This window comes from Humibacter ginsengisoli, assembly GCF_054780095.1.
On sequence record NZ_BAAGWZ010000006.1, the window covers coordinates 315358 to 338167 of the forward strand.

The 22810-nt window shown below is 68.9% G+C and carries 17 protein-coding genes; 4 read left to right on the forward strand and 13 right to left on the reverse strand.

Annotated elements, in window-relative coordinates:
- Positions 1–11: 11 nt before the first annotated feature.
- From ACYVI5_RS09820 to aroA, 8 genes are all read right to left on the reverse strand, one after another.
- Positions 12–1424: a PQQ-binding-like beta-propeller repeat protein gene (locus ACYVI5_RS09820; protein ID WP_460580022.1), complete on the reverse strand. Its 1413-nt coding sequence runs from the start codon at positions 1422–1424 to the stop codon at positions 12–14.
- A 229-nt stretch (positions 1425–1653) separates the two neighbouring features.
- Positions 1654–2319: a ribosome maturation factor RimM gene (rimM, locus tag ACYVI5_RS09825; protein ID WP_460580023.1), complete on the reverse strand. Its 666-nt coding sequence runs from the start codon at positions 2317–2319 to the stop codon at positions 1654–1656.
- Positions 2320–2325: 6 nt separating this feature from the next.
- On the reverse strand, positions 2326–2553 hold the full coding sequence (locus ACYVI5_RS09830) for an RNA-binding protein (RefSeq protein WP_460521038.1): 228 nt from the start codon (positions 2551–2553) through the stop codon (positions 2326–2328).
- Positions 2554–2557: 4 nt separating this feature from the next.
- The gene (gene rpsP, locus ACYVI5_RS09835) at positions 2558–2977 is read right to left on the reverse strand and encodes a 30S ribosomal protein S16 (RefSeq protein WP_460580024.1); all 420 of its coding nucleotides are present in this window, start codon (positions 2975–2977) and stop codon (positions 2558–2560) included.
- Positions 2978–3151: 174 nt separating this feature from the next.
- Positions 3152–5245 carry an FAD-dependent oxidoreductase gene (locus tag ACYVI5_RS09840; RefSeq protein ID WP_460580025.1) on the reverse strand — a complete coding sequence of 698 codons (2094 nt, stop codon included), beginning with the start codon at positions 5243–5245 and terminating at the stop codon, positions 3152–3154.
- An 11-nt stretch (positions 5246–5256) separates the two neighbouring features.
- Complete coding sequence (locus ACYVI5_RS09845; protein WP_460530107.1) at positions 5257–6120, reverse strand: SDR family oxidoreductase; 864 nt, start codon at positions 6118–6120, stop codon at positions 5257–5259.
- 66 nt (positions 6121–6186) lie between these two features.
- Complete coding sequence (locus tag ACYVI5_RS09850; RefSeq protein ID WP_460580026.1) at positions 6187–7374, reverse strand: acyl-CoA dehydrogenase family protein; 1188 nt, start codon at positions 7372–7374, stop codon at positions 6187–6189.
- A complete protein-coding gene (gene aroA, locus ACYVI5_RS09855) occupies positions 7371–10481 on the reverse strand; it encodes a 3-phosphoshikimate 1-carboxyvinyltransferase (protein ID WP_460580027.1) in 3111 nt (1036 codons plus the stop codon). Before aroA ends, ACYVI5_RS09850 begins: the two co-directional genes overlap by 4 nt.
- A gap of 246 nt (positions 10482–10727) precedes the next feature.
- Here aroA and ACYVI5_RS09860 point away from each other — a divergent pair, with 246 nt between their 5' ends.
- Complete coding sequence (locus ACYVI5_RS09860) at positions 10728–11894, forward strand: glutamate--cysteine ligase 2 (protein WP_460580028.1); 1167 nt, start codon at positions 10728–10730, stop codon at positions 11892–11894.
- A gap of 49 nt (positions 11895–11943) precedes the next feature.
- Here ACYVI5_RS09860 and ffh read toward each other — a convergent pair whose 3' ends face one another.
- The 3 genes from ffh to ftsY are packed head-to-tail and all read right to left on the reverse strand — an operon-like array spanning position 11944 to position 14965.
- Complete coding sequence (gene ffh / locus ACYVI5_RS09865; protein WP_460580029.1) at positions 11944–13539, reverse strand: signal recognition particle protein; 1596 nt, start codon at positions 13537–13539, stop codon at positions 11944–11946.
- A gap of 33 nt (positions 13540–13572) precedes the next feature.
- Positions 13573–14073: a DUF2004 domain-containing protein gene (locus ACYVI5_RS09870; protein ID WP_460580030.1), complete on the reverse strand. Its 501-nt coding sequence runs from the start codon at positions 14071–14073 to the stop codon at positions 13573–13575.
- A 19-nt stretch (positions 14074–14092) separates the two neighbouring features.
- A complete protein-coding gene (ftsY, locus tag ACYVI5_RS09875) occupies positions 14093–14965 on the reverse strand; it encodes a signal recognition particle-docking protein FtsY (RefSeq protein WP_460580031.1) in 873 nt (290 codons plus the stop codon).
- Between the two features lie 57 nt (positions 14966–15022).
- Here ftsY and ACYVI5_RS09880 point away from each other — a divergent pair, with 57 nt between their 5' ends.
- Positions 15023–16381, forward strand: a complete 1359-nt coding sequence (locus ACYVI5_RS09880; protein ID WP_460580032.1) for an FAD-binding oxidoreductase — start codon at positions 15023–15025, stop codon at positions 16379–16381.
- A 10-nt stretch (positions 16382–16391) separates the two neighbouring features.
- Here the strand turns inward: ACYVI5_RS09880 and smc are convergent, their stop codons facing one another.
- On the reverse strand, positions 16392–19949 hold the full coding sequence (gene smc, locus ACYVI5_RS09885) for a chromosome segregation SMC family protein (protein ID WP_460580033.1): 3558 nt from the start codon (positions 19947–19949) through the stop codon (positions 16392–16394).
- A 138-nt stretch (positions 19950–20087) separates the two neighbouring features.
- Between smc and ACYVI5_RS09890 the strand changes: the two genes are divergently transcribed.
- Positions 20088–21161, forward strand: coding sequence for a GNAT family N-acetyltransferase (locus ACYVI5_RS09890; protein ID WP_460530134.1), 1074 nt, complete (start codon positions 20088–20090; stop codon positions 21159–21161).
- A 3-nt stretch (positions 21162–21164) separates the two neighbouring features.
- Here ACYVI5_RS09890 and ACYVI5_RS09895 read toward each other — a convergent pair whose 3' ends face one another.
- A complete protein-coding gene (locus tag ACYVI5_RS09895) occupies positions 21165–21881 on the reverse strand; it encodes a hypothetical protein (protein WP_460580034.1) in 717 nt (238 codons plus the stop codon).
- Positions 21882–22081: 200 nt separating this feature from the next.
- On the opposite strand from ACYVI5_RS09895, the gene ACYVI5_RS09900 reads away from it, so the two are divergent.
- Positions 22082–22810, forward strand: a complete 729-nt coding sequence (locus ACYVI5_RS09900) for a response regulator transcription factor (protein WP_460580035.1) — start codon at positions 22082–22084, stop codon at positions 22808–22810.

Consider the following 22810-nt stretch of genomic DNA (forward strand, 5'->3'; position numbering starts at 1 on the left):
ACGCGCGACGATCACCTGCCGAATGCGATGACGCCCGTGCGTGTGCCGATGAAGAGCATTCCTGCGGCGAACGATGGGGTGGCGAAGGTCGGCAGCGCCCCCGTGTCGAGCGACTGCCGGCGGGTGCCCGAGTTCGCCGTGTAGCCGGTGAGTCCTCCCGCCGGGTACTGCGCCGCCCACACCGTGTCGCCGACCACGATCGGGGCGCCGTTCGCGCCGGGGAGCCGCGGGCCCAGCATCCGCTTGGCGACGTCGATGACCTGGATGCCGCCGCCACGGCAGGGCACGAACAGTCGCTGTGTCGTCGGGTCGTACGCCGGGCCGCCGTCGGGGTCACTGCCGCAGACGTCATGGATCACGGCGACGCGACCGAGGTCGGATGCTCGCAGCAGGTATCCGGCATCCGTCTTGCCGACTGCGAAGACGAGTCCGCCGGGCAGCAGAACCGGATTGCCGGTGGCGAGGTCTTCGTCGCCGCTCGCCGTCCGGTCCTTGAACGAGGCGAGCACCTTCAGGCTCGGCGACAGCTTCACGACGCTCTCGGTGTACTCGAACCGGTCCTGACCAGGCGGAAACGGGTTGGCGTTGCCCGTGGTGATGTAGATGCTGCCGTCGGAGCCGATCGCCGGCGCGCCGCCTGAGAGCCAAATCGCTCCGCCTTCGCCATCGCGCGCCACCTCGAAGCTCACGAGGTCGCCGGGCGTGGTCTCCGATGCTCCCACGAGCCAGCCGTGGTAGCTGCCGCAGTCTCCGATGTTGCCGCCGTAGCCGATGTAGACCCGGCCGTTGCCGATCGCAAGACCGGCGCGCTGCAGCAGATGGATGCTCTTCTCCCCCGCAGGCAGGGGCGGGTCCACGTTCTCGTTCAGCAGTTCCCGCCCGGTGTCGACCGCGAGGCCCACGAGCTTGTGCTGCACCGAGTCACCGTCGACGACCTCACCGACGGCGAAGACTTCGCGTTTGCCGATGTCGATCGCGAGCGTCGAGGTGATGCCGAGTGGATCGATGTTGCCGCAACCTGCTCGCTCGCTGACGTTCGTGAGCGGTGCGCCGAGCCGATACGACCAGAGCCGGCGTCCAGAGCTGCGGTTCAGCGCCACCACCTCGTTGGATTCCGTACCCACGATGACCGTGTCACCGATCACTACCGGCTGGCCGTAGACAGCGGCGCCGAGGTCAGCTTTCCACGCACTTTGTGCCGGGTCCGGTACGGAGACGGGCACCGCCGCCGTCCGCGCCTGGTCGGCGTGGTAGCTCGGCCACAGCGGCGTGGTGCCCGTTGCGGAGGGCGGCGTGACCGGTCCGGTCGCTTGCATCGTGGGGCGAAACGTCGCGGGCTCGTGCGGCCCGCCGCCGCTGCACGCGGTGAGGGCGAGTGCCGCGCCGCACGCGATGGCGGCGCGGAACAACCGTTGCCATCGCATGCCTTCAGTCTCCCCGGATCGACGCCGCGAGGCCACGGGGGCATCAGATCGACGGCGAATCGGCGGCTTGCCCGCGACGCAACACGGATCCGCTACACCTATCGGCATCCGCTACAGGATCATTGTGTGGCGGATGCCGATACGTGTAGCGGATGCCGATACGTGTAGCGCGAGCGTTCTCTAAGGACGTCGCGAGCAGCGTCGAGAAGGACGCGAGCAACCTCGGCTGTTACTCCGCGAAGCCCTCAGTGTCGGGCGCGGTCCGTTCGTCCGACTCGACGGCATCCGTGATCGACGCGTCGGGCTCCCCCGTCTCAGCACCGCTGGCATCCGCGTCGCCGTCGTCCGGCACGTCCTCGAACAGCCCCGTCGGAGGAGTCACCGTGACGGTGCCGGCCTTGATATCAACTTCTGGGACTATCGCGGAGACGAACGGCACGAGCACCTCGCCTTCATGCGTCTTCACCGCGAGCAGATCTTGAGCTGGCAGGTGGTCGACCCGGGCGATCGTGCCGACCTCGGTGCCCTCGCGCAGCACCCGAAGGCCGACGAGTTGGTGGTCGTACCAGGCATCCTCTTCGACCGTGTCGTCCTGGTCGACCCAGAGGATCGCCTTGATGAGCGTCTCGGCCTCGGTGCGGTCGGTGACACCCTCGAAGAATCCGACCGGATGCCCGTTGTACCAGCGCATCTCCGCCAGGCGGATGGTCTTGCCGTGCCACTTCGATCCGGTGGGCACCTGCAGCGAGAACTCGGCTCCCGGCACGAAGCGACGCTCAGGGTCGTCGGTGTAGAGCTCGAGCTTGATGGCGCCCTTGAGACCGTGCGCCTTGGTCAGTCTGCCGACGCGAAGCTGCTGCCTCGGCTGTTTCGGCTCGGTTCGCTTGCCGCTCACCGTTCGTCAGTCGATGAGGTCGACGCGCACGCGACGACCGTCGGCCAGCGCGTTCACGACGGTGCGAAGAGCCTTCGCCGTGCGACCGGAGCGGCCGATCACGCGGCCGAGGTCCTCGGGGTTCACACGAACCTCGAGGACCTCTCCGCGCGATGACTCCTTCGCCACGACATGCACGTCGTCGGGGTGGTCGACGATTCCCTCGACCAGGTGCTGAAGAGCGGGAGCGAGCAAGGTCTTACGCCTCGGTGGTCTCGTCGGCGGGCGCGTCAGCCTCGGCTACCGGCTCCGCCTTCGGCGCCGACTTCTCGCTCTTCGGCTTGAGAACCGGCTTCTTCTTCTCGTCGGCGACGAACGCGACCTTCGCCTCGGGGGTCTTGACGGTGCTCGTGGCGTTCTTGTCGCCCTTGAACTTGCCCCAGTCGCCGGTCAGCTTCAGGATGGCCAGCACTTGCTCGGTCGGCTGCGCGCCGACACCGAGCCAGTACTGTGCGCGGTCGGAGTCGACCTCGATGAACGAGGGCTCCTCGGTGGGGTGATACTTGCCGATCTCCTCGATCACACGACCGTCGCGCTTGGTGCGCGAGTCGGCGACGACGATGCGGTAATACGGGGCACGGATCTTTCCGAGCCGCTTCAGGCGGATCTTGACAGCCACTTTTCTCCAGAGTTTTCGTGTTTCGCGCGAACTGACTGCCGAGGGCGTGGGGCACACGCGGCAGGAGGTCTGATGAGTGAGTCTCCCCACGAAAGATAGAGGGTCGTTCCGTGAGAACTCGACTGACCATTCTTGCAGATTCCGCGCCCCGACCGATAATCGTGGCTCACGCTGTCAAGCGGCGATGCGGCGCGCGGCGGCGAGGCCCTCGGTCGTCGCCCGCACGGCGTCGACGCGTGAGGCATCCCTTGCACCGCCGACGACTTCGAAGCGGATGCCTCGCGCATCCAGCTCGTGCCGCAACGGGTCGTGAGACTCCTGCCCCGCACACACCACGACGGTCGCTGCCGGGACGAGCTCCACCGAGCCGTCGCCGGTTTCGATCTCCACGCCATCCGGCGTGATGCGCCGATAGGACAGCCCGCTCAGCATCCGCACGCCGGCATCGCGCAGCCCGCCCAGCACAACCCAGCGCGCGGTGATCCCGATCCCTTGCCCGAACTTGCCGGAACGGCGCAGAACGGTCACCTCGCTCCCCGGGCGCACGCTGTTCGACGGGTTGCGATTCGCCCACGCCTCCCGCTGCTCCTCCAGAAGGTCAGCGGACCAAGGCAGACCGAATCGCGTGGCGAAGCCGGCGGCCCGCTCACGGGCATCCGCCGGCTCGACGAGCATGGTGGCGACGTCGACTCCGATGCCGCCTCCGCCGATCACGGCCACCGGACCCTCCGGCACACCGGAGAGAATCGCTCGCTCGTAGTCCATGACGTGCGGCAGGTCGGCACCGGGGATGTCAATTCGCCGCGGGCGCACGCCGGAGGCGAGCACGACCCCTTCGAAGTCCGCAAGACGGTCGGCGGTGGCGATCGTCGACGTGGCGATGACCGCGCCGAGCCTGCCGAGCTCGGAGGCCACCGACCGGGGGGTCGCCGCGTAGTCCTCCTTGCCCGGAATGCGCGAGGCCAGCGCGAACTGGCCACCGAGGGCGTCCGCCGCCTCGAACAGGGTCACCGCGTGCCCGCGGCGCGCGAGATCGAGCGCCGCCGCCATGCCTGCCGGACCTCCGCCCACCACCGCGATCCGCGAGCGCGTACCCGTGGCCAGCAGCGGATACTCGCTCTCACGTCCGGCCCGCGGGTTCACCAGGCACGACACCGGCTCGAAGACGAGCGAACGATCGATGCACGCCTGGTCGCAGCCGATGCAGGTGTTGACTGCGGCGAAGTCGCCCGCCCGCGACCGTTCGATCAGCAGCGGATCGGCGAGGAACGGTCGAGCCAGTGCGACGGCGTCCACGGTACCGCGACGCAGCACCTGCTCCACATCACGCAGGTCCGTGAACCGATTGCTGGCGATGACCGCCGCGCTCCGACCGGCATCCGCGAGCGCCGACGAGACGCGTTCGGCGGCGGCCAGCCACGCACCGTGCGGAACGGATGCCTGCACCGTCGGCACGCGCGACTCGTGCCACCCGATGCCCACGCTGATCGCATCCGCTCCTTCGGTCGCGAGCCGCACGGCCAGCCGCGCGTACCGGTCCGGCGCGGGAGCGCCCGGCATGAGGTCGTCGCCCGAGATCCGCACCGTGACCGGCAGCTCCCCCACCGCGTCGCGCACGGCACGGACCACCTCGATCGCGAACCGCTCGCGGCCTTCCTGATCGCCGCCCCACTCGTCGTCGCGGAGGTTCGTGACCGGCGAGCAGAACTGATTGATCAGATAGCCCTCGGAGGCCATGACCTCGACGGCGTCGAACCCGATCCGTTTCGCGGCGGCCGCCGCCGCGGCGAACTGGCGGACGATCTCCCCGACCTCCGCGGTGGGCAGCTCCCTGGGCACCTCGCCTCTCGCCGCCGCCCACGGAACGGGCGACGGGGCCACCGACTGCAGCGGCGCCCCGGCGTCGCCGGTAAGCCCGCCCAGCACGGCATAGCGGCCTGCGTGGAACAGCTGAGCACATACCGCACCGCCGGCCGTGTGAGCGGCGTGCACCGCGAATGCGAGGCGCTCCTGCACCTCGGGGTCGGACAGCACGACGTAATCGGGACCGCCGCGGCCCTCGGGCGAGACCGCTAGCCCGCCGGTGACGATGAGGGATGCTCCTCCCGCGATCCGCTCGCGGTAGAACGCGGCGAGGCCCTCGCCCCCGTCGTCCCGCGCCTCCAGCCCGGTGTGCATGCTGCCCACCACCACGCGGTGCGGCAGGGACAGCGAACCCAGCGACCACGGGGTGAAGGTGCGGGCGAGCAGCTCGGCCGGGGCGGGCATCCGTCGGCGTTCTACCGGTCGGCGGGCTCTGACGACGCCGACTCCGAGCCGTACACTGCGGCACGCAGTTCACCGCTGGTGTCGGCCCAGAACGGGGGCGCGACCACGGTGAGGCCGCCGTCGACGGTGAGGATCTGCCCGGTGATGTAGCCGGCGTGCGCACCGAGCAGGAACTCGACGGCGGACGCCATGTCGTCCGCCGTTCCCGGCCGGCCGAGCGGCACCTTCTCGATCACGCTCGACATGGGTGCCATCCCGGGCACGCGCTGGTAGAAGTACTCGAGCGAGTCCGTGTCGATGAGGCCGCCGTTCACTGCGTTCACGGTGATGTTGCGGGGGCCGAACTCCGCGGCCATGAACTTGACGTACGACTCGACCGCGGCCTTCGCCGCACCCAGCGAGGCGTACGTGGGGAACGCTCGCAGCGATCCGTAGCTGGTCAGGGCAACGATGCGTCCGCCGTCGGTCATGAGCTGCGCCGCACGCTGCCCGCCCAGCACGAACGAGCGCACGTTCATCGCCCAGTTGCGGTCGAGGTGATGCAGCTTGAGCGCCGAGATCGGCTTGAACGCGCTGGCCGCGGCGTTGGCGACGAACCCGTCGAGGCGACCGTACTCCTCGCGTACCTTCTCGAACAGCGCGTCGATGTCGTCGGGCTCCTCGATGTTCGCCTGCACGGCGATGCCGCCACCGCCCGCCGCACGCGCCTCGCGGACGACGTCTTCGGCCAGGTCGGCGTTCGTCTTGTAGTTCACCACCACGTGCTCGCCGCGGGCGGCGAGCTTCAGAGCCAGCACGCGGCCGATGCCGCGGGAACTGCCGGTGATGAGGGTGACGCGGGGGGAAGCGCCGGAGTCGGTCGGGGCGGACGTCATGGGCTGAGGTGCTCCTGTTCGGTTCGTTCGTTCGTTCGGGGGAGATGTGGCGGTGATCGTGAGCGGTCAGACCTGACCGGTCAGCACGGCACGGCCGACGACGAGCTTCTGGATCTCGTTGGTGCCCTCTTCGAAGCGCTGCGCACGGGCATCCCGGTACACGCGCTCGATCGGGTTGCGCTTCCAGTAGCCCTGGCCGCCGTGGATCTGCAGCGCCTTATCGGTCACCCTGGTCAGCATGTCGACGGCGATCATCTTGCTGGCGCTGGAGAGCACGCCCGCCTCGGGGTCGTCGTTCTCGTAGGCGCGTGCGGCCTCGAGCACGAGTGCCCTCGCGGCACGGATGTCTGCGAAGTTCTCCGCGAGCAGGAACTGCACCGCCTGCCGCTCGGCGAGCTTCTTGCCGAACGTCTCGCGGCGCTGCGCGTACTGCACCGCCAGTTCTTGCGCCCGCTCCGCGAGCCCGATGCAGCTCATCGCAACGGAGACGCGGCTCGGCAGCAGGAATCCGCCGAGCATGACCTCGAGCCCCTGGTCCTCCTCGCCGACCCGGTTCGCGACCGGCACCGGGGTGTCGTGGAAGCGCAGGATCGCGTGGTCGGTTCCGTGCACGCCCATCGTCTCGGAGTCGTCGATCACCTCGGCGCCGGGCAGCCCGGTGTTCGGCACCATGAGCGCCACCACGCCGTGCTTGCCGCTGGAGCCCTCCAGTCGCGCTGCCAGCAGCCACCAGTCGCACTTCACGCCGAACGTGATCAGGTGCTTCTCGCCGTTCAGCAGATATGTGTCGCCCTCGCGGCGCACGGTGGTGTGGATGTCTGCACCGGTTCCGCCCGTCGCCTCGGTGAGTGTGAAGGCGACGAGTTTCTGACCCGTGACGGAGGGCACGACGAACTCCGCGCGCTGCTCGTCGGTCATGTACGGGTCCATGGCGCGCCAGGTGCCGTTGATCACGTGCACGAGCATGCGGATCGACGCGTGCGAGCGGGAGAAGATCTCCATCAGCTCCAGGTACTGCGGGAACGGGATGCCGCGCCCACCGAGCCGCTCGGGAGCCGCCAGCGAAAGGTAGCCGCGGTCACGCAGCTCGCCGAACAGCTCGGGCGGCAGGGCGCCGGCTGCCTCGATCCGCTCCGCGTAGTCCTCACCGGGACCGGTGACCCAGTCGGTGACCTCGCGCTTGAGAGCGGCGAACTCGCCCTCCCCGAACGGACTCACGGCGGTCTCGTACTCCGTGCCGGCGACCTGGCTCATGCATTCTCCTTCTTGTGCGCGGCGGTGCTGTTCTCGTGCTCGGCGGCCACAAGCGCGGACGCCTGCTCGCGCAGCAGGTTCTTCTGGATCTTCCCCACCGCATTGCGAGGCAGCGCGTCGATGTGCTCGATGCGCTCGGGCCAGTAGTACTTCGACGTGCCCGCACGACCGAGATAATCCTGCACCTCGGCAAGGGTCAGAGGCGAACCGTCGGCGGCGGGGACGACGAACGCGCACGCCCGCTCGCCCAGACGCGGGTCCGGCATCGCGACGATCGCGACGTCGGTGACCTTCGGATGCTGATACAGCAGGTTCTCGATCTCGACAACGGGGATCTTCTCGCCGCCGCGGTTGATCACATCCTTCACCCGGCCGGTGATGTGAAGGAATCCGGCCTTGTCGAGGTAGGCGAGGTCACCGGTGCGGTACCAGCCGTCGGCGGTGAAGACGTCAGAGGTGAGGTCGAAGCGGTCCAGGTATCCGTCGAACACGGTCGGCGACCGCAGCTCGTAGTTGCCCTCGACACCCGCCTCCACCGGCTCACCCTGGTCGTCGACGATGCGCACGTCGACGCCGAAGAGGGCGCGACCGTCGCTGCCCCAGGCATCCTCGGGCTTGTCGTCGGCGCCCGCCAGGGTGCCAAGGCACGTCTCGGTCGTGCCGAACGCGCCGAGCACCTTGGTGCCGAGCACGTCCGTCGCGCGCTGCGAGAGCGCGCGTGGAACGGCCGCACCCGTCGCGACGAAGATGCGCAGGCTGCTCGGCGCCGGCTCGCCGGCCTCGACGAGCGTGAGGAGGTCGGACAGGAACGGCGTGGCCGCCTGCACGAACGTGGCCTTCCCCTCGCCGAACGCCCTTTCGAGTGCCACGCGGCCGTCCCAGATGGGCTGGATGACCACCGCGACTCCGAGCCGCCAGGCCAGCAGCATGCCATAGAGGAATCCGGTCTGATGGGCCAGCGGAGACGGAACGTAGATGCGGTCGTCGTGCGTGAGGCCGAGGTGCCGCACCTCCATGGCCGTGGCGAGGCCGAGACTGCGGTACGTGTGCTGCACGCCCTTCGGCTCGCCGGTCGTGCCGGAGGTGAACAGCAGCTGGCAGTAGTCGTCGAGCCGCGGGGCGACACGCGCGAGAACGTCGTTGTCGACGGTTACCGCCTCCAGCGCCGCGTCGTAGTAGCGCCAGTTCCAGTCCGTCGCCCTTGCATCTTCGAGCGCGTCGTTCGGGATCGGCGGAACCTCCACCGACGAGTCCGCCCCGCGGCGGTTCTCACTGCGCAGCACGACCACGTGCTCGATCGAGAGCCGCCTGCCTCGTGCCTCGGCCTCGTCGATAGTGGCAAGCAGCTCCACGACCGGCTGCCGTCCTCGGAAGTAGTTCGGCAGGAACACGACGCGGGCGCGCGACCGGCTCAGGGTCATCGAGGTCTCACGCGGTCCGAACACGGGCATGATCGGCGTCACGACGGCGCCGACCTGCATGATGCCGAGCGCGATCGCGACGAACTCGCTCCAGTTCGGCAGCTGCACCGCGACGGGCTCGCCGCGGCGCACACCCATCTCCAGCAGCAGCGCGGACACCTTGTCGGCCTCCTCGCCCAGCTCACGCCAGGTGAGCGAGGTGAGGGCGTGGCCGTCCGCCTCCAGCACGGCCGGGGCATCCGGCTCGGCCGCCCTGGTCGCTGCGACGGCCTGCGTGAGAAGCAGCGGTTCGGCGAGGGCGCCGAGCGAGGCCGCCAGGTCGTCGGCGGTCGCGGCGTGCTCCTCGCGCTCGTCCTCGACCGGTTTGGTGCCGACATCCATGTGCAGTCCGATGCCGTTCATCTCGTCGAGGAACATCGGATACGAGATGCGATAGGCGTGCGGATACGTGAGCGTCGACCGGCCCTCGGCACGCGTGGCCGCCACGGCCAGCGCCATCAGCACGCGATGGTCGTTGAACGACGACATCGCGGCACCGGTCAGCGAATCGACTCCGGTGATCCGGAGCTCGTCGGGGCTCTGCTCGAGCCGGCCGCCCATGCGGTTCAGCTGCAGCATGGCCGCCACGCGGTCGGACTCCTTGAGCCTGATGTGCTTCACGTTGTGCAGTCGCGACGTGCCGTCGGCGAACGTGGCGAGCGACGAGAGCACCGGCAGCAGGTCGGGAATCGGCCCGCAGTCCACGTCGATCGGCTTCAGCTTCAGGCCGTCGTGGGCAATACGCACGAACCCGGTCTTCTCGTCCCTGATCATCGGCACGCCCATCTCGGCCGCGAGGTCGAGGAACTCGGCTTCGGGATGGTCCGTCTCGGCCGCGCGCGTCGCCGAGAGTCCGCGGAGCAGCACATCGCCCGGGTGCAGCGCCGCCGCCGCGATCCCGAACGCCGCCGACCCGATGTCCGGCGGGATGGTGTACTCGGTCGGTGTCGCGGTCTGGCCCGCGGGAACCCGGTAGGTGAGCCAGTCGTCGGAGACCTCGACCCGCAGCCCGAACATGCGCATCATGCGCACGGTCAGGTCGACGTAGGGCTGCTCGTTCAGGTGACCGCCCGTGACGTGGATGGTGGTGTCGTTCTGCGCGAACGGTGCGAGCAGCAGCAGGCCGCTCAGCCACTGGGAGAGCGTTCCTGCGATGGAGACGTCTCCGCCCTGCGGTGCCTGCGGCTGCACCGTGATCGGCGGGCAGTCGTCAGTGCTCTGCAGCTGCACGCCCATCTGCCGGAGCGAGTCGAGCAGGGCCTTGATCGGCCGGCGCTGGAAGTACTTCATGCCGGTGAGCGTCATCGGACGATCCGCCAGCGATGCGAGGCCGACCATGAAGTACAGCGTCGTGCCGCTGGAACCCACGTTCAGCACACCGTCCGGGCCGCTCGACCCCCGCTCGACGACGTCGGACGCCCGGTACCTGCCTCCGTGCACGATGTACGAGTCCCCGTCGATGTCGATCTGCGTGCCGAGCGCGCGCAGCACGCTCACCGTCCACTCGATCTGCCGGGTCGCCGACAGCCCCCTCACCACGCTCGTGCCCTCAGCCAGCGACGCCAGCACGAGGGCACGGTGTGCGTGATATTTCGAAACGGGGATGTCGAGTTCGTTCTCCAGCCGATCCCGGGTTCCTTGCACCATCAGTCGCATATGTGTCTCTTCCGTTCCGCTCACGCCAGGTCGGGACCCCTCCCCTGAAGTCGCGACCCTGCGACACCGACGGGACCGGCCGTGGCGCCTGTACCGAGCCTCCCACGATGGTGAACTCAGCGAACGATAGGCTAGCCCCAAGTCCCGGTCGGGAAATCTGTCACGTCCGTCAATCGCAGGATCGAAGGCGCGAAAGACACTCTCGACTCGACGATGACACCGCGAAGGGGACGGCCCATGCGGATCGATTTCGCCGAATCCGAGCGCTCCACAGTGGGCATCGAGTGGGAGATCGCGCTCGTCGACCGTGACACCGGCGACCTGGTGCAGGTAGCCGACGAGGTGCTTCCGGCACTCGGTCCTGGCGATGGCAGCGAACATCCGCAGATCACGCACGAGCTGCTGTTGAACACCATCGAGCTGGTCAGCCGCGTGCACCGCAGCGTTCCTGACGCCGTCGCCGACCTGCAGGGGCTCATCGGCCTGGTGCGCACCGTCACGGACGAGATGGATGTCGAGCTCATGTGCGCCGGAACGCACCCGTTCGCGCAGTGGTTCGACCAGCGCTCGACGCAGTCGGAGCGCTATGACCACCTGCTGGAACGCACGCAGTGGTGGGGGCGGCAGATGCTCATCTGGGGTGTGCACGTGCACGTGGGCATCGATGACCGCGACAAGGTGCTCCCGATCGTGAACGGGCTGCTCACGTACTACCCGCACCTGCAGGCGCTCAGCGCGTCGAGCCCGTTCTGGGGCGGAGTCGCGACCGGGTACGCGTCGAACCGGGCACTGATGTTCCAGCAGCTGCCCACAGCCGGACTGCCCTGGCAGCTGACCGAGTGGAGCGACTACGAGGGCTACGTCGACGACCTGATCACCACCGGCGTGATCAGGGACTACACCGAGGTGCGCTGGGACATCCGGCCGTCTCCGCACTGGGGCACGGTGGAGATGCGGGCGTGCGACGGGGTGTCCACCGCGACGGAGCTCGGAGCCCTGGCGGCCGTCATCCACTGCCTCGTCGACCGGATGTCCGACCAGCTAGACAGCGGAGATTCGCCGATGGTGCTGCAACCGTGGTTCGTGCGCGAGAACAAGTGGCGGGCTGCGAGGTGGGGCATCGACGCGGACATCATCGTGGATGCCGGCGGAGCGCAGGGCGCGGTGGCCGATGGCATCCGCTCGCTCGTGTCGGAGCTGGCGCCAACGGCTGAGCGACTCGGATGCGCTAGGGAGCTGGCCGACGTGGAGCGCATCCTCGAGCGAGGCATCAGCTATCAGCGACAACTCGCCGTCGCCGACGCGAACGGCGGAAGCCTGCCGGCCGTCGTCTCCTCGCTCACGAAAGAGCTGCGCAACGGGCTCGACTGGCACCCGGCGTCAAGCGGAAACGGCGCCGGCTGACTCGGTCGGCTGAGAGCCAGGTCGGCCGGACGGGAGGGGCCGGGGCCCGCTAGCCGCGGCCGAAAAGCCGCTGCACCGCCGCGAGTTCCTCGCCTGTCGGAGGCTGCTGGCCGCCCTTCTGACCGGCCGCCGGTGCCGTGCCCTGCTGCCCGGCGAGGCCGAAGCCCGATCCGCCCGCTGAGGAGCCGCCGGGCTTCACTCCCGCCGCCAGCGCCGCGTTCTCGGCGGCGCGCTTGGCCGGGTTGCCCGAGCGCGACGACTTGCCCTTCTTCTGCTGCTGCTTGCGTCCGCCGTAGCCGGCGCCCGGGATAGGCCCCATGCCCGGCACATTCGGCACGCCGCCCTTGGCGACGGTCTTCATCATCTTCGAGGCCTGCTCGAACCTCTGCACCAGCTGGTTGACATCCGTCACCGTCATGCCGGCGCCCTTGGCGATGCGCAGGCGGCGGGAACCGTTCAGGAGCTTGGGGTTGTGCCGCTCGGCGGGAGTCATGGACTGGATGATCGCCTCGGTGCGCACGACCTCCTTCTCGTCGAACTGGTCGAGCTGCTGCCGCATCGCGCCCGCGCCGGGCAGCATTCCGATCATCTTCTTGATCGAGCCCATGTTGCGCAGCTGCTGCATCTGCTTCAGGAAGTCGTCGAGCGTGAAGCTGTCGGTCGCGAACTTCTCAGCGACCCTGCGCGCCTCGTCCTCGTCGAACGCCTGCTGCGCCTGCTCGATGAGCGTGAGCACGTCGCCGAGATCCAGGATGCGGCTGGCCATGCGATCCGGGTGGAACGGCTCGAAGTCGTCGAGCCCCTCACCGGTGGACGCGAAGATGATGGGCCTGCCGGTGACGGAAGCGATCGAGAGCGCCGCCCCGCCTCGGGCGTCGCCGTCGAGCTTCGTGAGCACGACGCCGGTGAAGTCCACGCCCTCCTGGAACGCCTTAGCCGTGTTGACCGCGTCTTGTCCGATCATCGCGTCGATGACGAACAGCACCTCGTCGGGGTTCGTCGCCTTGCGGATGTCCGACGCCTGCTTCATCAGCTGGGCATCGATACCGAGGCGGCCGGCCGTGTCGATCACGACGACGTCGTACTGCTGTCTCTCGGCCTGCTTGACGGCATCCTTCGCCACCCGGACCGGGTCGCCGACGCCGTTGCCGGGCTCGGGCGCGAACACCGGAACTCCCGCCTGCTCGCCGACGACCTGGAGCTGGGTGACCGCGTTCGGACGCTGCAGGTCGGCCGCGACCAGCATCGGGGTGTGGCCGTCTTTCTTCAGCCACTTGGCGAGCTTGCCTGCCAGGGTGGTCTTACCGGCGCCCTGCAGACCGGCCAGCATGATGACGGTCGGCGGGTTCTTCGCGAACTCGAGCCTGCGCTGCTGCCCGCCGAGGATGCCGATCAGCTCCTCGTTGACGATCTGCACCACCTGCTGCGCGGGATTCAGCGCCTGGTTGACCTCGTCGCTGAGCGCGCGCTCGCGCACGGTCGCGGTGAACTGCTTGACGACATCGAGCGAGACGTCCGCATCGAGCAGGGCGCGACGGATCTCGCGGACGGTGCCGTCGACATCCGACGCCGAGAGCTTGCCCTTGGTGCGGAGGTTCTTGAAGGTCTCGGTGAGCCGGTCGGAGAGCGTGCCGAAGGTAGCCATGGTGGGCTCAATGGTAGTAGAGCGTGCTGAGCCCTACTCGCCGTCGTCCACGGCCACCACGTCGCCGCGGTCGTCGAAGCTCACCTGCAGCACCGCATCCGTCTCGTCGGGGTCGATCGAGTAGGTGAAGACCGCGAAGGCGTCGTCGTCTCCGGTGACATCCGGGCGCAGCGACACGGCGAGAAGCTGCAGGGAGCGCAGCACATCCATGGCGATGTCGCCCGAGTTGTGCACGAGCAGGTCGAGCAGCGACTCCCCCATGTCGTCTACCCGGTGGTCGATGTACTGCGTCGTCACCGAACCGCGCTCGCTGAGTTCCGCGATGAGCGCGTCACGGGCGCGGGCATCCATTCCCTCCAGCGAACGGATGACCGTGGCAGCGGCATCAAGACCGCTCTCGGCGACGTCGCCGGCGGCCGGTGCCCTGAGCTCGACCTGCACGGGCTGTTCAGCCACTTCGACGGTCTCGCTCCAGTACAGACCGCCCGTGGAGTCCTCCTCGACGATGCCGAAGAAGTCGTGCTCTATCGCCATGCCCGTATCCCTTCCGCGGTCAGCCGACCAGCTGCTGGGCGAAGACGTGCGGCGTGAATCCGGTGAGGTCGCCGATGCTTTCACCCTGCCCGACCAGCTTGATCGGGAGCCCGGTGCGCTCCTGCACCGAGAGAACGAATCCGCCCTTGGCCGAGCCGTCGAGCTTGGTCAGCACGAGCCCTGTCACGCCGGCGTGCTCGATGAATGCCTGCGCCTGAGCGAGCCCGTTCTGGCCGGTCGTCGCGTCGAGCACGAGCAGCACCTCCGAGATCGGCGCCTGCTTCTCCACAACGCGCTTGATCTTCGACAGCTCGTCCATCAGTCCGCCCTTCGTGTGCAGGCGACCGGCCGTGTCGATGATCACGATCTCGGTTCCGGTGTTCTTGGCGTACTCGATGGTCTGGAAAGCGACGGATGCCGGATCCTGCCGCTCCTGCTGCGGCCGCACGATCTCGGCGCCCGCACGCTGCGCCCAGGTCGCCAGCTGCTCGACCGCGGCGGCGCGGAAGGTGTCGGCGGCGCCGACGACGACGGAGCGATCGAAGTTGCGCACGAACTTGGCGAACTTTCCGATCGTGGTGGTCTTGCCGACGCCGTTCACCCCTACGACGATCACGACGGCCGGACGCTCCGTGAGCTTCAGGGTGGGATCGAAGCGGGCGAGACGTTCCTCGATGGTCTCGCGGAGCATCCGTTGCAGGTCGGCGGGGTCCGTCGTGCGGTAGCGGTCGACCTTCTGACGCAGCTCATCGACGATCTCCTCCGTGAGCGCGGGGCCGAAGTCTGCTGTGATGAGGGCGGTCTCGAGGTCGTCCCAGGTCTCGTCGTCGATCGTGCGCTTCGCGAACATGCCACGGAGCGCGCCGGCCAGGGACCAGGAGCGTTCAGCCATGCGTCAAGACTATGGGCAACGGCGCCGACGTCAGTGGGTGCACGTACTGTCGAGCGCATGCAGACGCCCTCCTTTCTCGACGAGCTTCGCTCCAGCCTCTCCGGCACCCTGTTCCTTCCCGACGACGACGGATATGACCAGGCGCGGCTCGCCTGGAACCTCGCCGTCGACCAGCGTCCAGCCGCCGTCGCGGTTCCGGCGGACGTCTCCGATGTGCAACGCGTCGTGCGAACGGCCGCCGCAGCCGGGCTCGGCCTGCTGACCCAGCCGAACGGGCACTCGGCCGCCCGCGACCTCTCCGGCATCATCCTGATCAGGCCGAGCGCGTTCGACGAGGTCTCCGTCGACGTGGAGCGTCGCACGGTTCGCGTGGGTGCCGGCGTCAACTGGGGGCGGGTGCTTCCGCTTCTGGAAGGCACGGGCCTGATCGCGCTGGCCGGGAGCAACCCCGAGGTGAACACCGTCGCCTATTCGCTGAGTGGCGGGCACTCGATGTTCGGGCGCGCATACGGGTTGCAGGCTCCTGCGCTCACGGCGGTGGAGCTCGTGGATGCCGCCGGCGACGTGCGGCACATCAGCGACGACAGTGACCCTGAGCTGATGTGGGCGCTGCGCGGCGCGGGTGGGCTGTTCGGTGTGGTGACCGCGATCGAGTTCTCGTTGTTCGACGGCGACGAACTCTACGGCGGCAAGCTCATGTTCGCCCCCGAGCGTGGCGCCGATCTGCTCAGCGCCGTGTTCGAACTCGCGAACACCGAACCCGCGCTCGGCCTCTCGTTCGGCATGATCAACTTCCCCGATGCGCCGGCACTGCCCGAGGCGCTGCGGGGCAACACATTCGCCTCGGTGGACGCCCTTCACCTCGGAGACTCGAGCTCCGGCGCCCGGCTGATCGAGCCGTTGCGCGCAGTGGGAACGCCGATCGCCGATACGTTCAGCACGTTCGGCATCGGGTCGCTCGCAGCAGTCGCCGCCGAACCCACCGACCCGATGCCCTACGAGGACTGGGGCAGAGCGACAGCCGGCGTCGATACCGCGTCGGCCGAGCGTCTGGTCGATGCGTTCCACCAGGCATCCGCACACGGGCTGTTCCGATTCGAGGTGCGCCCGTTCGGCGGGTCTCTCGTCAGCGGCGACCGCTTGCGCTCCGTCGCGGCGCACGTCGCTGCTCCGGCGTACGTGGGCGCCAGCGTGATGGTTCACGGTGGCCCGGGAACGGCGGAGGTCGATGCGGCATTCGCACCGCTGACATCCGCTGTGGCCGCCACGCCCGCCACAGGGAACGTGCTCACCTTGACGGATGCGAGCGCCACGATCGCGGATGCCTACGATCCGGATTCGATCGCGCGTCTGCGCCGTCTCAAGGAGCGGCACGATCCGAAGGGAGTCATCCGAGCGGCACGGGAACTGCCGTAGGCCGCCAGGCTCAGGCGGTCTGCCGCTCCTCCTCGACGGCCTCGGCTCGGGTCTCCCGCTCGGCGACCCGCTGACCGACGACCGCCGATACGCCGTCCTGGCGCATCGAGACGCCGTAGAGCGCGTCCGCGATCTCCATCGTGCGCTTCTGGTGCGTGATGACGATCAGCTGGCTGTCTGCTCGGAGGTCTTCGAACGTCGTGAGGAGGCGGCCGAGGTTGGCGTCGTCGAGCGCGGCCTCCACCTCGTCCATGATGTAGAAGGGGCTGGGTCGCGCCTTGAAGATGGCCAAGAGGAACGCCACGGCCGCCAGCGAACGTTCGCCGCCGGAGAGCAGCGAGAGCCGCTCGATCTTCTTCCCCGCGGGCCGAACGGTGACCTCGATGCCCGTCGTCAGCAGATCGTCCGGGTCGGTGAGACGGATGCTTCCGCTGCCGCCAGGGAACAGCACCGGAAACACCTCGGCGAACGAGCGGCGAGTGTCTTCGAACGCGTCCGAGAAGATGCCCTGCATGCGCTCGTCGATGTCGGCGATGATCGTGAGCAGGTCCTTGCGGGTGTTCGTGAGGTCGGTCAGCTGCTCGGTGAGGAACTTGTGTCGCTGCTCGAGTGCGGCGAACTCCTCCAGCGCGAGCGGATTCACCCGGCCCAGCCTGCCCAGCTTGCGCTCGGCATCCTGCAGCCGCTTCTCCTGCTCGGCGCGCACGAACGGCCGCTCATCGCCGTCTTCGGTCTCAGCGGGAATGGGCGTTTCGGGCCCGTACTCGGCCACGAGCACGTCTTCGACCAGCCCGAGCTCGCTGCCCGCACGTTCGAGCAGGGATGACAGGTGCAGCTTCTTCTCATAGATCTGCAGCTCGAGTCCGTGCACGCTCTCGCTGACCGCCTGCAACCGGTCGCGTAGTGCGGCCTCATCGCGGCGCAACGCCGTCAGTTCCTCGTTCTGGCCGGCCCGGGCGGCCTCCGCGGCCGCCAGCTCCGTGCGTGCGCTGCTCACGGACCGGTCGACGGAGTCGAGCACACTCGGCAGCGACGCGATTACCCGCTCGGCGGCATCCACCTGGTGCCTGCGGACGACCTCACGCCGCGCGGCTTCCGCCGCCGCGGTGCGTTCCTCCTCGAGCCGTTTCACGAGCGACGCGGTTCGCGTCTCCTCGGCGCGCACTCGCTCCCGCGCGGTCTCCGCGGCCATCCGGGCCTGAACCTCCGCTTCGCGGCACGATTCGAGCTCGGCCGAGACGGCATCCCGCTCACCGACATCGAGAATGGGGCGCGGCTTCGACGCATGCGTCTCATGGGCGCGTTTGGCGGCGGCGGCCGCCTGCTCGGCCTCGGCGACCTTGGCCTCCGACTCGGCGATGCCCCGGTCGATACGGCCGGCCTCCGCGTTCGCCGCCTCGAGCTGAGCCGTCAGCCGGCTCGACTTCTCGGTCTGCTCGGCGAGCTGTGCGTCGTAAGCCCGCAGCTGGGTCAGAGCCGCCGCGGATGCCTGCTTGGCCGCCTGCAGCGCCTCGCGCTGCCCGTCGTGCTCCGCCTTCGCGGTCGCGATGGCCGACTCCAGCTCGTCGAGACGCGCGGCGGCGGCGTCCCGCTCGGCCAGCAGCTCGATACGGCCGGCTCCCTTGCCCGAACCGCCCTTGAGCGTGTGCTTCGACAGCACCTCGCCGGTGCGTGTCACGAGCACCGTGTCGTCGCCCGTGCTCGGCCAGATCCGGTGGGCCTCGTCCAGGCCGGCGACGACAACCGTCTGCCGCAACAGGTCGCGGATGCTGTCCGTGCCTGCCAGCAGCAACTCCTCGGCGCGCCGTGCGCCCTTCGGCATGTCGGTCAGCACATCGGCGTCAGCTCCGGCACTCCTGCTGGTGATGCCGGCTCCGACGACCAGCTCGATCGAGCCGAGATCCTCCTCGGCGGCGAATCGGGCGGCGCCGACCGCGGCATCCCGGTCGGCCACGAGCACGGCATCGGCCAGTGAGCCCAGCGCTGCCGCGATGGCCACCTCGAATCCGGGCTCGACCTTGATCGCGTCGGCCACGCGGCCCTCGACTCCCGTGCGTCCCGCGGCGATGAGTGCGGCCGAGCCGTCCCTGGCTTCCAACGCTCGACCGAGTGCGTTCACTTGGCCGGACAACGCATCGCGCTCCCGTTCCAGCGCGCGCAACTCGTCACGGAGCCGTTCGATCTCCGCCTCGGCCTCGAACACCGCCGCCTGCGCGACCTCGTACGCCTCGGCCAGCTCGCTCTGCGCGTCCGCTCTCAGCGGGGAGTCGCCCTCGCTGTCCGAGAGCGCCTCCTCGGCCGCCGCTCTCCGCTGTTCGGCCGCCTCGAGCTGGTTCCGCTGCCGGAGTACCTCACCGCGGAGAGCCGCGAGGCGCTGCGCTGCGGCATCCGCCTGCCCGGCCAGCTTGGTGAGCTCGAGGTCGTGCTGCGAGACGAGCGCACTCTGCGCGGCGATCTGCTCGTCGAGCGCATCGAGGCGCGAACGCGCGGCACGGGTGGCGGCCTGCGCGGCCGACACCGCGGCATCCGCTTCGCCTACCCCGTCGCGCAGCAGAGCCGCCTCCGCTTTCGACGCCTCGATCATGTCGGGGGTGACGGTGCGCGCCGACTCGGAGAGGTCTGTCTGCGAGCCCAGGAGCGCCAGCCGCTGGTTCGCGAGTGTATAGAGGGAGCGCAGCCGTTCCTGCGCCGACTCCAGCGCGAAGGCGGTGCGCCGGGCCGCATCGACCGCGTCGCCGACCTGCTCCTGCTCGATGCGCGCGATCCGCAGCTGCTTCTGCTCGAGCTGTTCCTGCAGCACGATGCGTTCGCTGTGCCGCTGCGATTCGTCGCGCGAGTAGTCGTCGAGCGCGGCACGCAGTCCGACCACCTCGTCTGCCAGCAGCCGCGCACGTGCGTCGCGCACGATCGCGGCGATGGTCTGCGCCTCCCTCGCCACCTCGGCCTGCGCACCGAGCGGCTTCAACTGACGTCGGATCTCGCCCGCGAGGTCGCTGAGACGCGTGAGGTTGGTCTGCATCGCCTCGAGTTTGCGCAGGGTCTTCTCCTTGCGCCTGCGATGCTTCAGGATGCCTGCCGCCTCCTCGATGAAGCCTCGCCGGTCGTCGGGGCTCGCGTGCAGAACGGCATCCAGCTGTCCCTGACCGACGATGACGTGCATCTCGCGCCCGAGGCCGGAGTCGCTCAGCAGCTCCTGCACGTCGAGCAGACGGCACTGCTTGCCGTTGATGGCGTACTCGCTGCCGCCGTTCCGGAACAGTGTGCGACTGATCGTGACTTCGGAGTACTCGATCGGCAGCGCACCGTCGGCGTTGTCGATCGTGAGCGTCACCTCGGCACGGCCAAGCGGTCCCCTGGTCGACGTTCCGGCGAAGATGACGTCTTCCATCTTCCCGCCGCGAAGCGTCTTGACGCCCTGCTCCCCCATCACCCAGGCGAGGGCATCCACGACGTTCGATTTGCCGGATCCGTTCGGCCCGACGATGCACGTGACACCGGGTTCGAAGGCGAAGGTCGTCGGCTGAGCGAAGGACTTGAAGCCCTTGAGCGTCAAGCTCTTCAGATGCAACCGGCGCCCCCTTCTGAAGCCTCATCTCGTCCCGTTTGCGCCGACGGGGCGCGAAGCCGTCTCTACGGTACCCGACGCCTGGCGGCCAGGCGGGCAGCTGGATAGGCTGTTCGGCTAATTGCCGTTGCAGGGAGTCTCATGCGGGTGACGATCGAGCGGGTGGCCGTGCCCGAGAGCATGGCTGCCGACGCCGACGACTTCACCGGATTCGTGGATGTCGGCAACGACTGCGCCCTTCACCTGTGGCACAACGACGACTTCGTCTACAACCCATCGGACCAGCTCGCCTGGTACCGGGACAGTTCGTTCCGACTGCGGATGCTCTACCTCGCCCGGCTCGACGGCGTTCCCACCGGGCGCCTGCTGGTCACGGTTCCGCTCGAGGAGGACGCGACCACCGCCGAGATCGAGGTGCACGTCATCCCGGCCGCTCGCCGGCACGGCATCGGTGCGGCCCTGCTCCGCCAGGGCGAGGAGCTGGTCGCCGACGCCGGCCGCGTCGACATCTCGACGTTCACCGAGCACGTGCTGGCGGACATCCCGCCGGATGCCCGCACCGTGGCTCCTGAGGCGGGCCCCACGGGGCTGCCGATGGACGACGCGACGAGGTTCGCCCTCGAATCGGGTTACCGGCTGGGCCAGGTGGAACTGGTCAGCAGGCAGAATCTACCGTTGCCGGACGGCCTGCACGATCGGCTCCAGCGGGAAGCGGACGAGCACGGGACCGGGTATCGGATCATCACGTGGTGGCGGCGTTGCCCGGACGAACTCGTCGACGGCTACGCCGCGGCGCGCGCCCGCATGGTGCTCGACGTGCCGCACGAGGGCATCGTGCTCGACCCGGAGCACTGGGACGCGCAGCGGGTGCGCGACGAGGAGCAGCGCTGGATGCACGCCGGAGAGCCAACCCTCGTCGCCGCGGCGGTGCACGAGGCAACCGGTGAGGTGGTCGCGTACACGATCCTGCTCGTGGCCGAGGGCTCGAAAAAGGTCGAGCAGTGGGACACGCTCGTAGTGGCCGCGCACCGCGGGCACCGACTCGGCCTCGCGGTGAAGCTCGCCAACCTGCAGGCGCTGAAGCGGGTTGCGCCTGGTGTGGAGCGCGTTCTCACTTGGAACGCCGCGGAGAACGGCCCGATGCGGGCGATCAACGATGCTCTGGGCTACGAGTCGATGGCGCTGAACGGCACCTGGCAGAAGCACCTGGCCTGACGGTCAGGCTCCTGTCGTCGACGTCGGCGCGGGTGTGCTCGTGCTCGGTGTGGGCGTGCCGGTGGACGGCGTGGTCGGCTTGCTCGTCGATCCGGAGCCCTGCGCGCGCGCCACGCACGCGTCGAGCCGCGTCTTCGCCTTGTCGACGGCACCCTTCACACGGTCGCCGTAACCTCCGGACTCCGCCTTCGATGCGATGGCCTTCAAGTCGGACGTGCGGGTGTCACCGCTTGCGTCCTTCGCCTTCTTCAGGTCGTCCCGCAACGAGGACGGCAGACGATCCCATGCCGCCTTGAAGCCCGCGGGCGTCTTCTTGTCCTTCGCGACCGACTCGACATCCGTGCCATAACCGCCGGACTGCGCCTTCTTCAGCACGTTCTCCAGGGCCGTGCGCTTGGCGGACTTCGAGGACTGGTGCCGGGCGGATGCCACGTCCTTGAGCAGGGCATCGGGCAGCCTGTCGTAGTCGCGCTTCACCACGAGCAGCACCGCACCGCAGAGGCGACCCTTGGTCCCGGACGCGCTCGCGGCGGGCACGATCGGCGACGTCACCGCGACGGTGCGCATGGCCACCGTCTGCGCCGACGCCGGCACTGACGCCGCGGCGACACCGCCGACCACTGCGGCAACCGCCGTCACCCCGGCCACGGCAAGCGCGAGTCGTTCCTTGGCGACCCGGCGGCGAAACCCGCCGGCGATGTCCTTGTTCGGTTCCTTCATGGTGGGGATTCCCTTCGCTCTGCTCCCGGCTCTGCCCGGGAACACCTGCCGGGCGAGCGCGGCGCTCGCACGGTACGACCCATCGAGACTCGCAAACCCGTGTGCGGCAGCCGTCGGGCGCGTGTTCGAGGAATGTAAGGGTTGTCTGAGAGGCGCGGGAAGCCGGGGCACGGGCATTCTGCACCGGCTTGAATGGAGCCATGGATGCGCCCTCCGGACTCGTCGTCGTGGTCGAAGACGAGCGCGCGATCGCCGACCTCGAACGGCTCTATCTCACGCGCGCCGGGTTCGGGGTCGAGGTTGTAGGCGACGGGGATGCCGCGCTTGGCGTCATCCGTTCTCGCCGTCCGGTGGCCATCGTGCTGGATGTCGGCCTGCCGGGCGTGGACGGGGTCGAGGTGTGCCGACGGCTCCGGGCGGACGACGACTGGACGCCGATCATCTTCGTGACGGCGCGCGACGACGAGATCGAGCGGCTCGTGGCGCTCGAACTCGGCGGCGACGACTATCTCACCAAGCCGTTCTCACCGCGGGAGCTCGTGACCCGGCTGAAGGTCGTGCTGCGCCGCACTCACGGGGTGCCGAGTCGCCACGAGGTGCGCCTCGGCGCTCTCGTGCTCGATCAAGACACCAGGTCGGCCACGTTCGACGCCGCGGAGTTGTCGCTGACGGCGACCGAGTTCGACCTGCTTTCCTACCTGGCGCGGTCCCCCGGGCGGGTGTTCACCCGTGAGCAGCTGCTCTCCGCCGTATGGGGTCACGCCGACTACGCGTCCGGCAGGACCGTGGACGTGCACATCGCTCAGTTGCGGGCGAAGCTGGGGCCCGCGTCGGGCATCCGCACGGTGCGCGGCGTCGGATACGCGATCGACGCACAGGCGGCACCGGTGACGGATGCCAGCACCGGTGCGGCGCGATCGGCTGTCTGA

Bases quoted from the DNA above. Each gene is read 5' to 3' on its own strand.
- ACYVI5_RS09860 (WP_460580028.1), top strand. From the start codon at position 10,728: ATGCGGATCGATTTCGCCGAATCCGAGCGCTCCACAGTGGGCATCGAG.
- ACYVI5_RS09870 (WP_460580030.1), bottom strand. From the start codon at position 14,073: ATGGCGATAGAGCACGACTTCTTCGGCATCGTCGAGGAGGACTCCACG.
- ffh (WP_460580029.1), bottom strand. From the start codon at position 13,539: ATGGCTACCTTCGGCACGCTCTCCGACCGGCTCACCGAGACCTTCAAG.
- ACYVI5_RS09900 (WP_460580035.1), top strand. From the start codon at position 22,082: ATGGATGCGCCCTCCGGACTCGTCGTCGTGGTCGAAGACGAGCGCGCG.
- ACYVI5_RS09820 (WP_460580022.1), bottom strand. From the start codon at position 1,424: ATGCGATGGCAACGGTTGTTCCGCGCCGCCATCGCGTGCGGCGCGGCA.
- ftsY (WP_460580031.1), bottom strand. From the start codon at position 14,965: ATGGCTGAACGCTCCTGGTCCCTGGCCGGCGCGCTCCGTGGCATGTTC.
- ACYVI5_RS09880 (WP_460580032.1), top strand. From the start codon at position 15,023: ATGCAGACGCCCTCCTTTCTCGACGAGCTTCGCTCCAGCCTCTCCGGC.
- aroA (WP_460580027.1), bottom strand. From the start codon at position 10,481: ATGGTGCAAGGAACCCGGGATCGGCTGGAGAACGAACTCGACATCCCC.
- ACYVI5_RS09895 (WP_460580034.1), bottom strand. From the start codon at position 21,881: ATGAAGGAACCGAACAAGGACATCGCCGGCGGGTTTCGCCGCCGGGTC.
- ACYVI5_RS09890 (WP_460530134.1), top strand. From the start codon at position 20,088: ATGCGGGTGACGATCGAGCGGGTGGCCGTGCCCGAGAGCATGGCTGCC.
- ACYVI5_RS09845 (WP_460530107.1), bottom strand. From the start codon at position 6,120: ATGACGTCCGCCCCGACCGACTCCGGCGCTTCCCCCCGCGTCACCCTC.
- ACYVI5_RS09840 (WP_460580025.1), bottom strand. From the start codon at position 5,245: ATGCCCGCCCCGGCCGAGCTGCTCGCCCGCACCTTCACCCCGTGGTCG.
- ACYVI5_RS09850 (WP_460580026.1), bottom strand. From the start codon at position 7,374: ATGAGCCAGGTCGCCGGCACGGAGTACGAGACCGCCGTGAGTCCGTTC.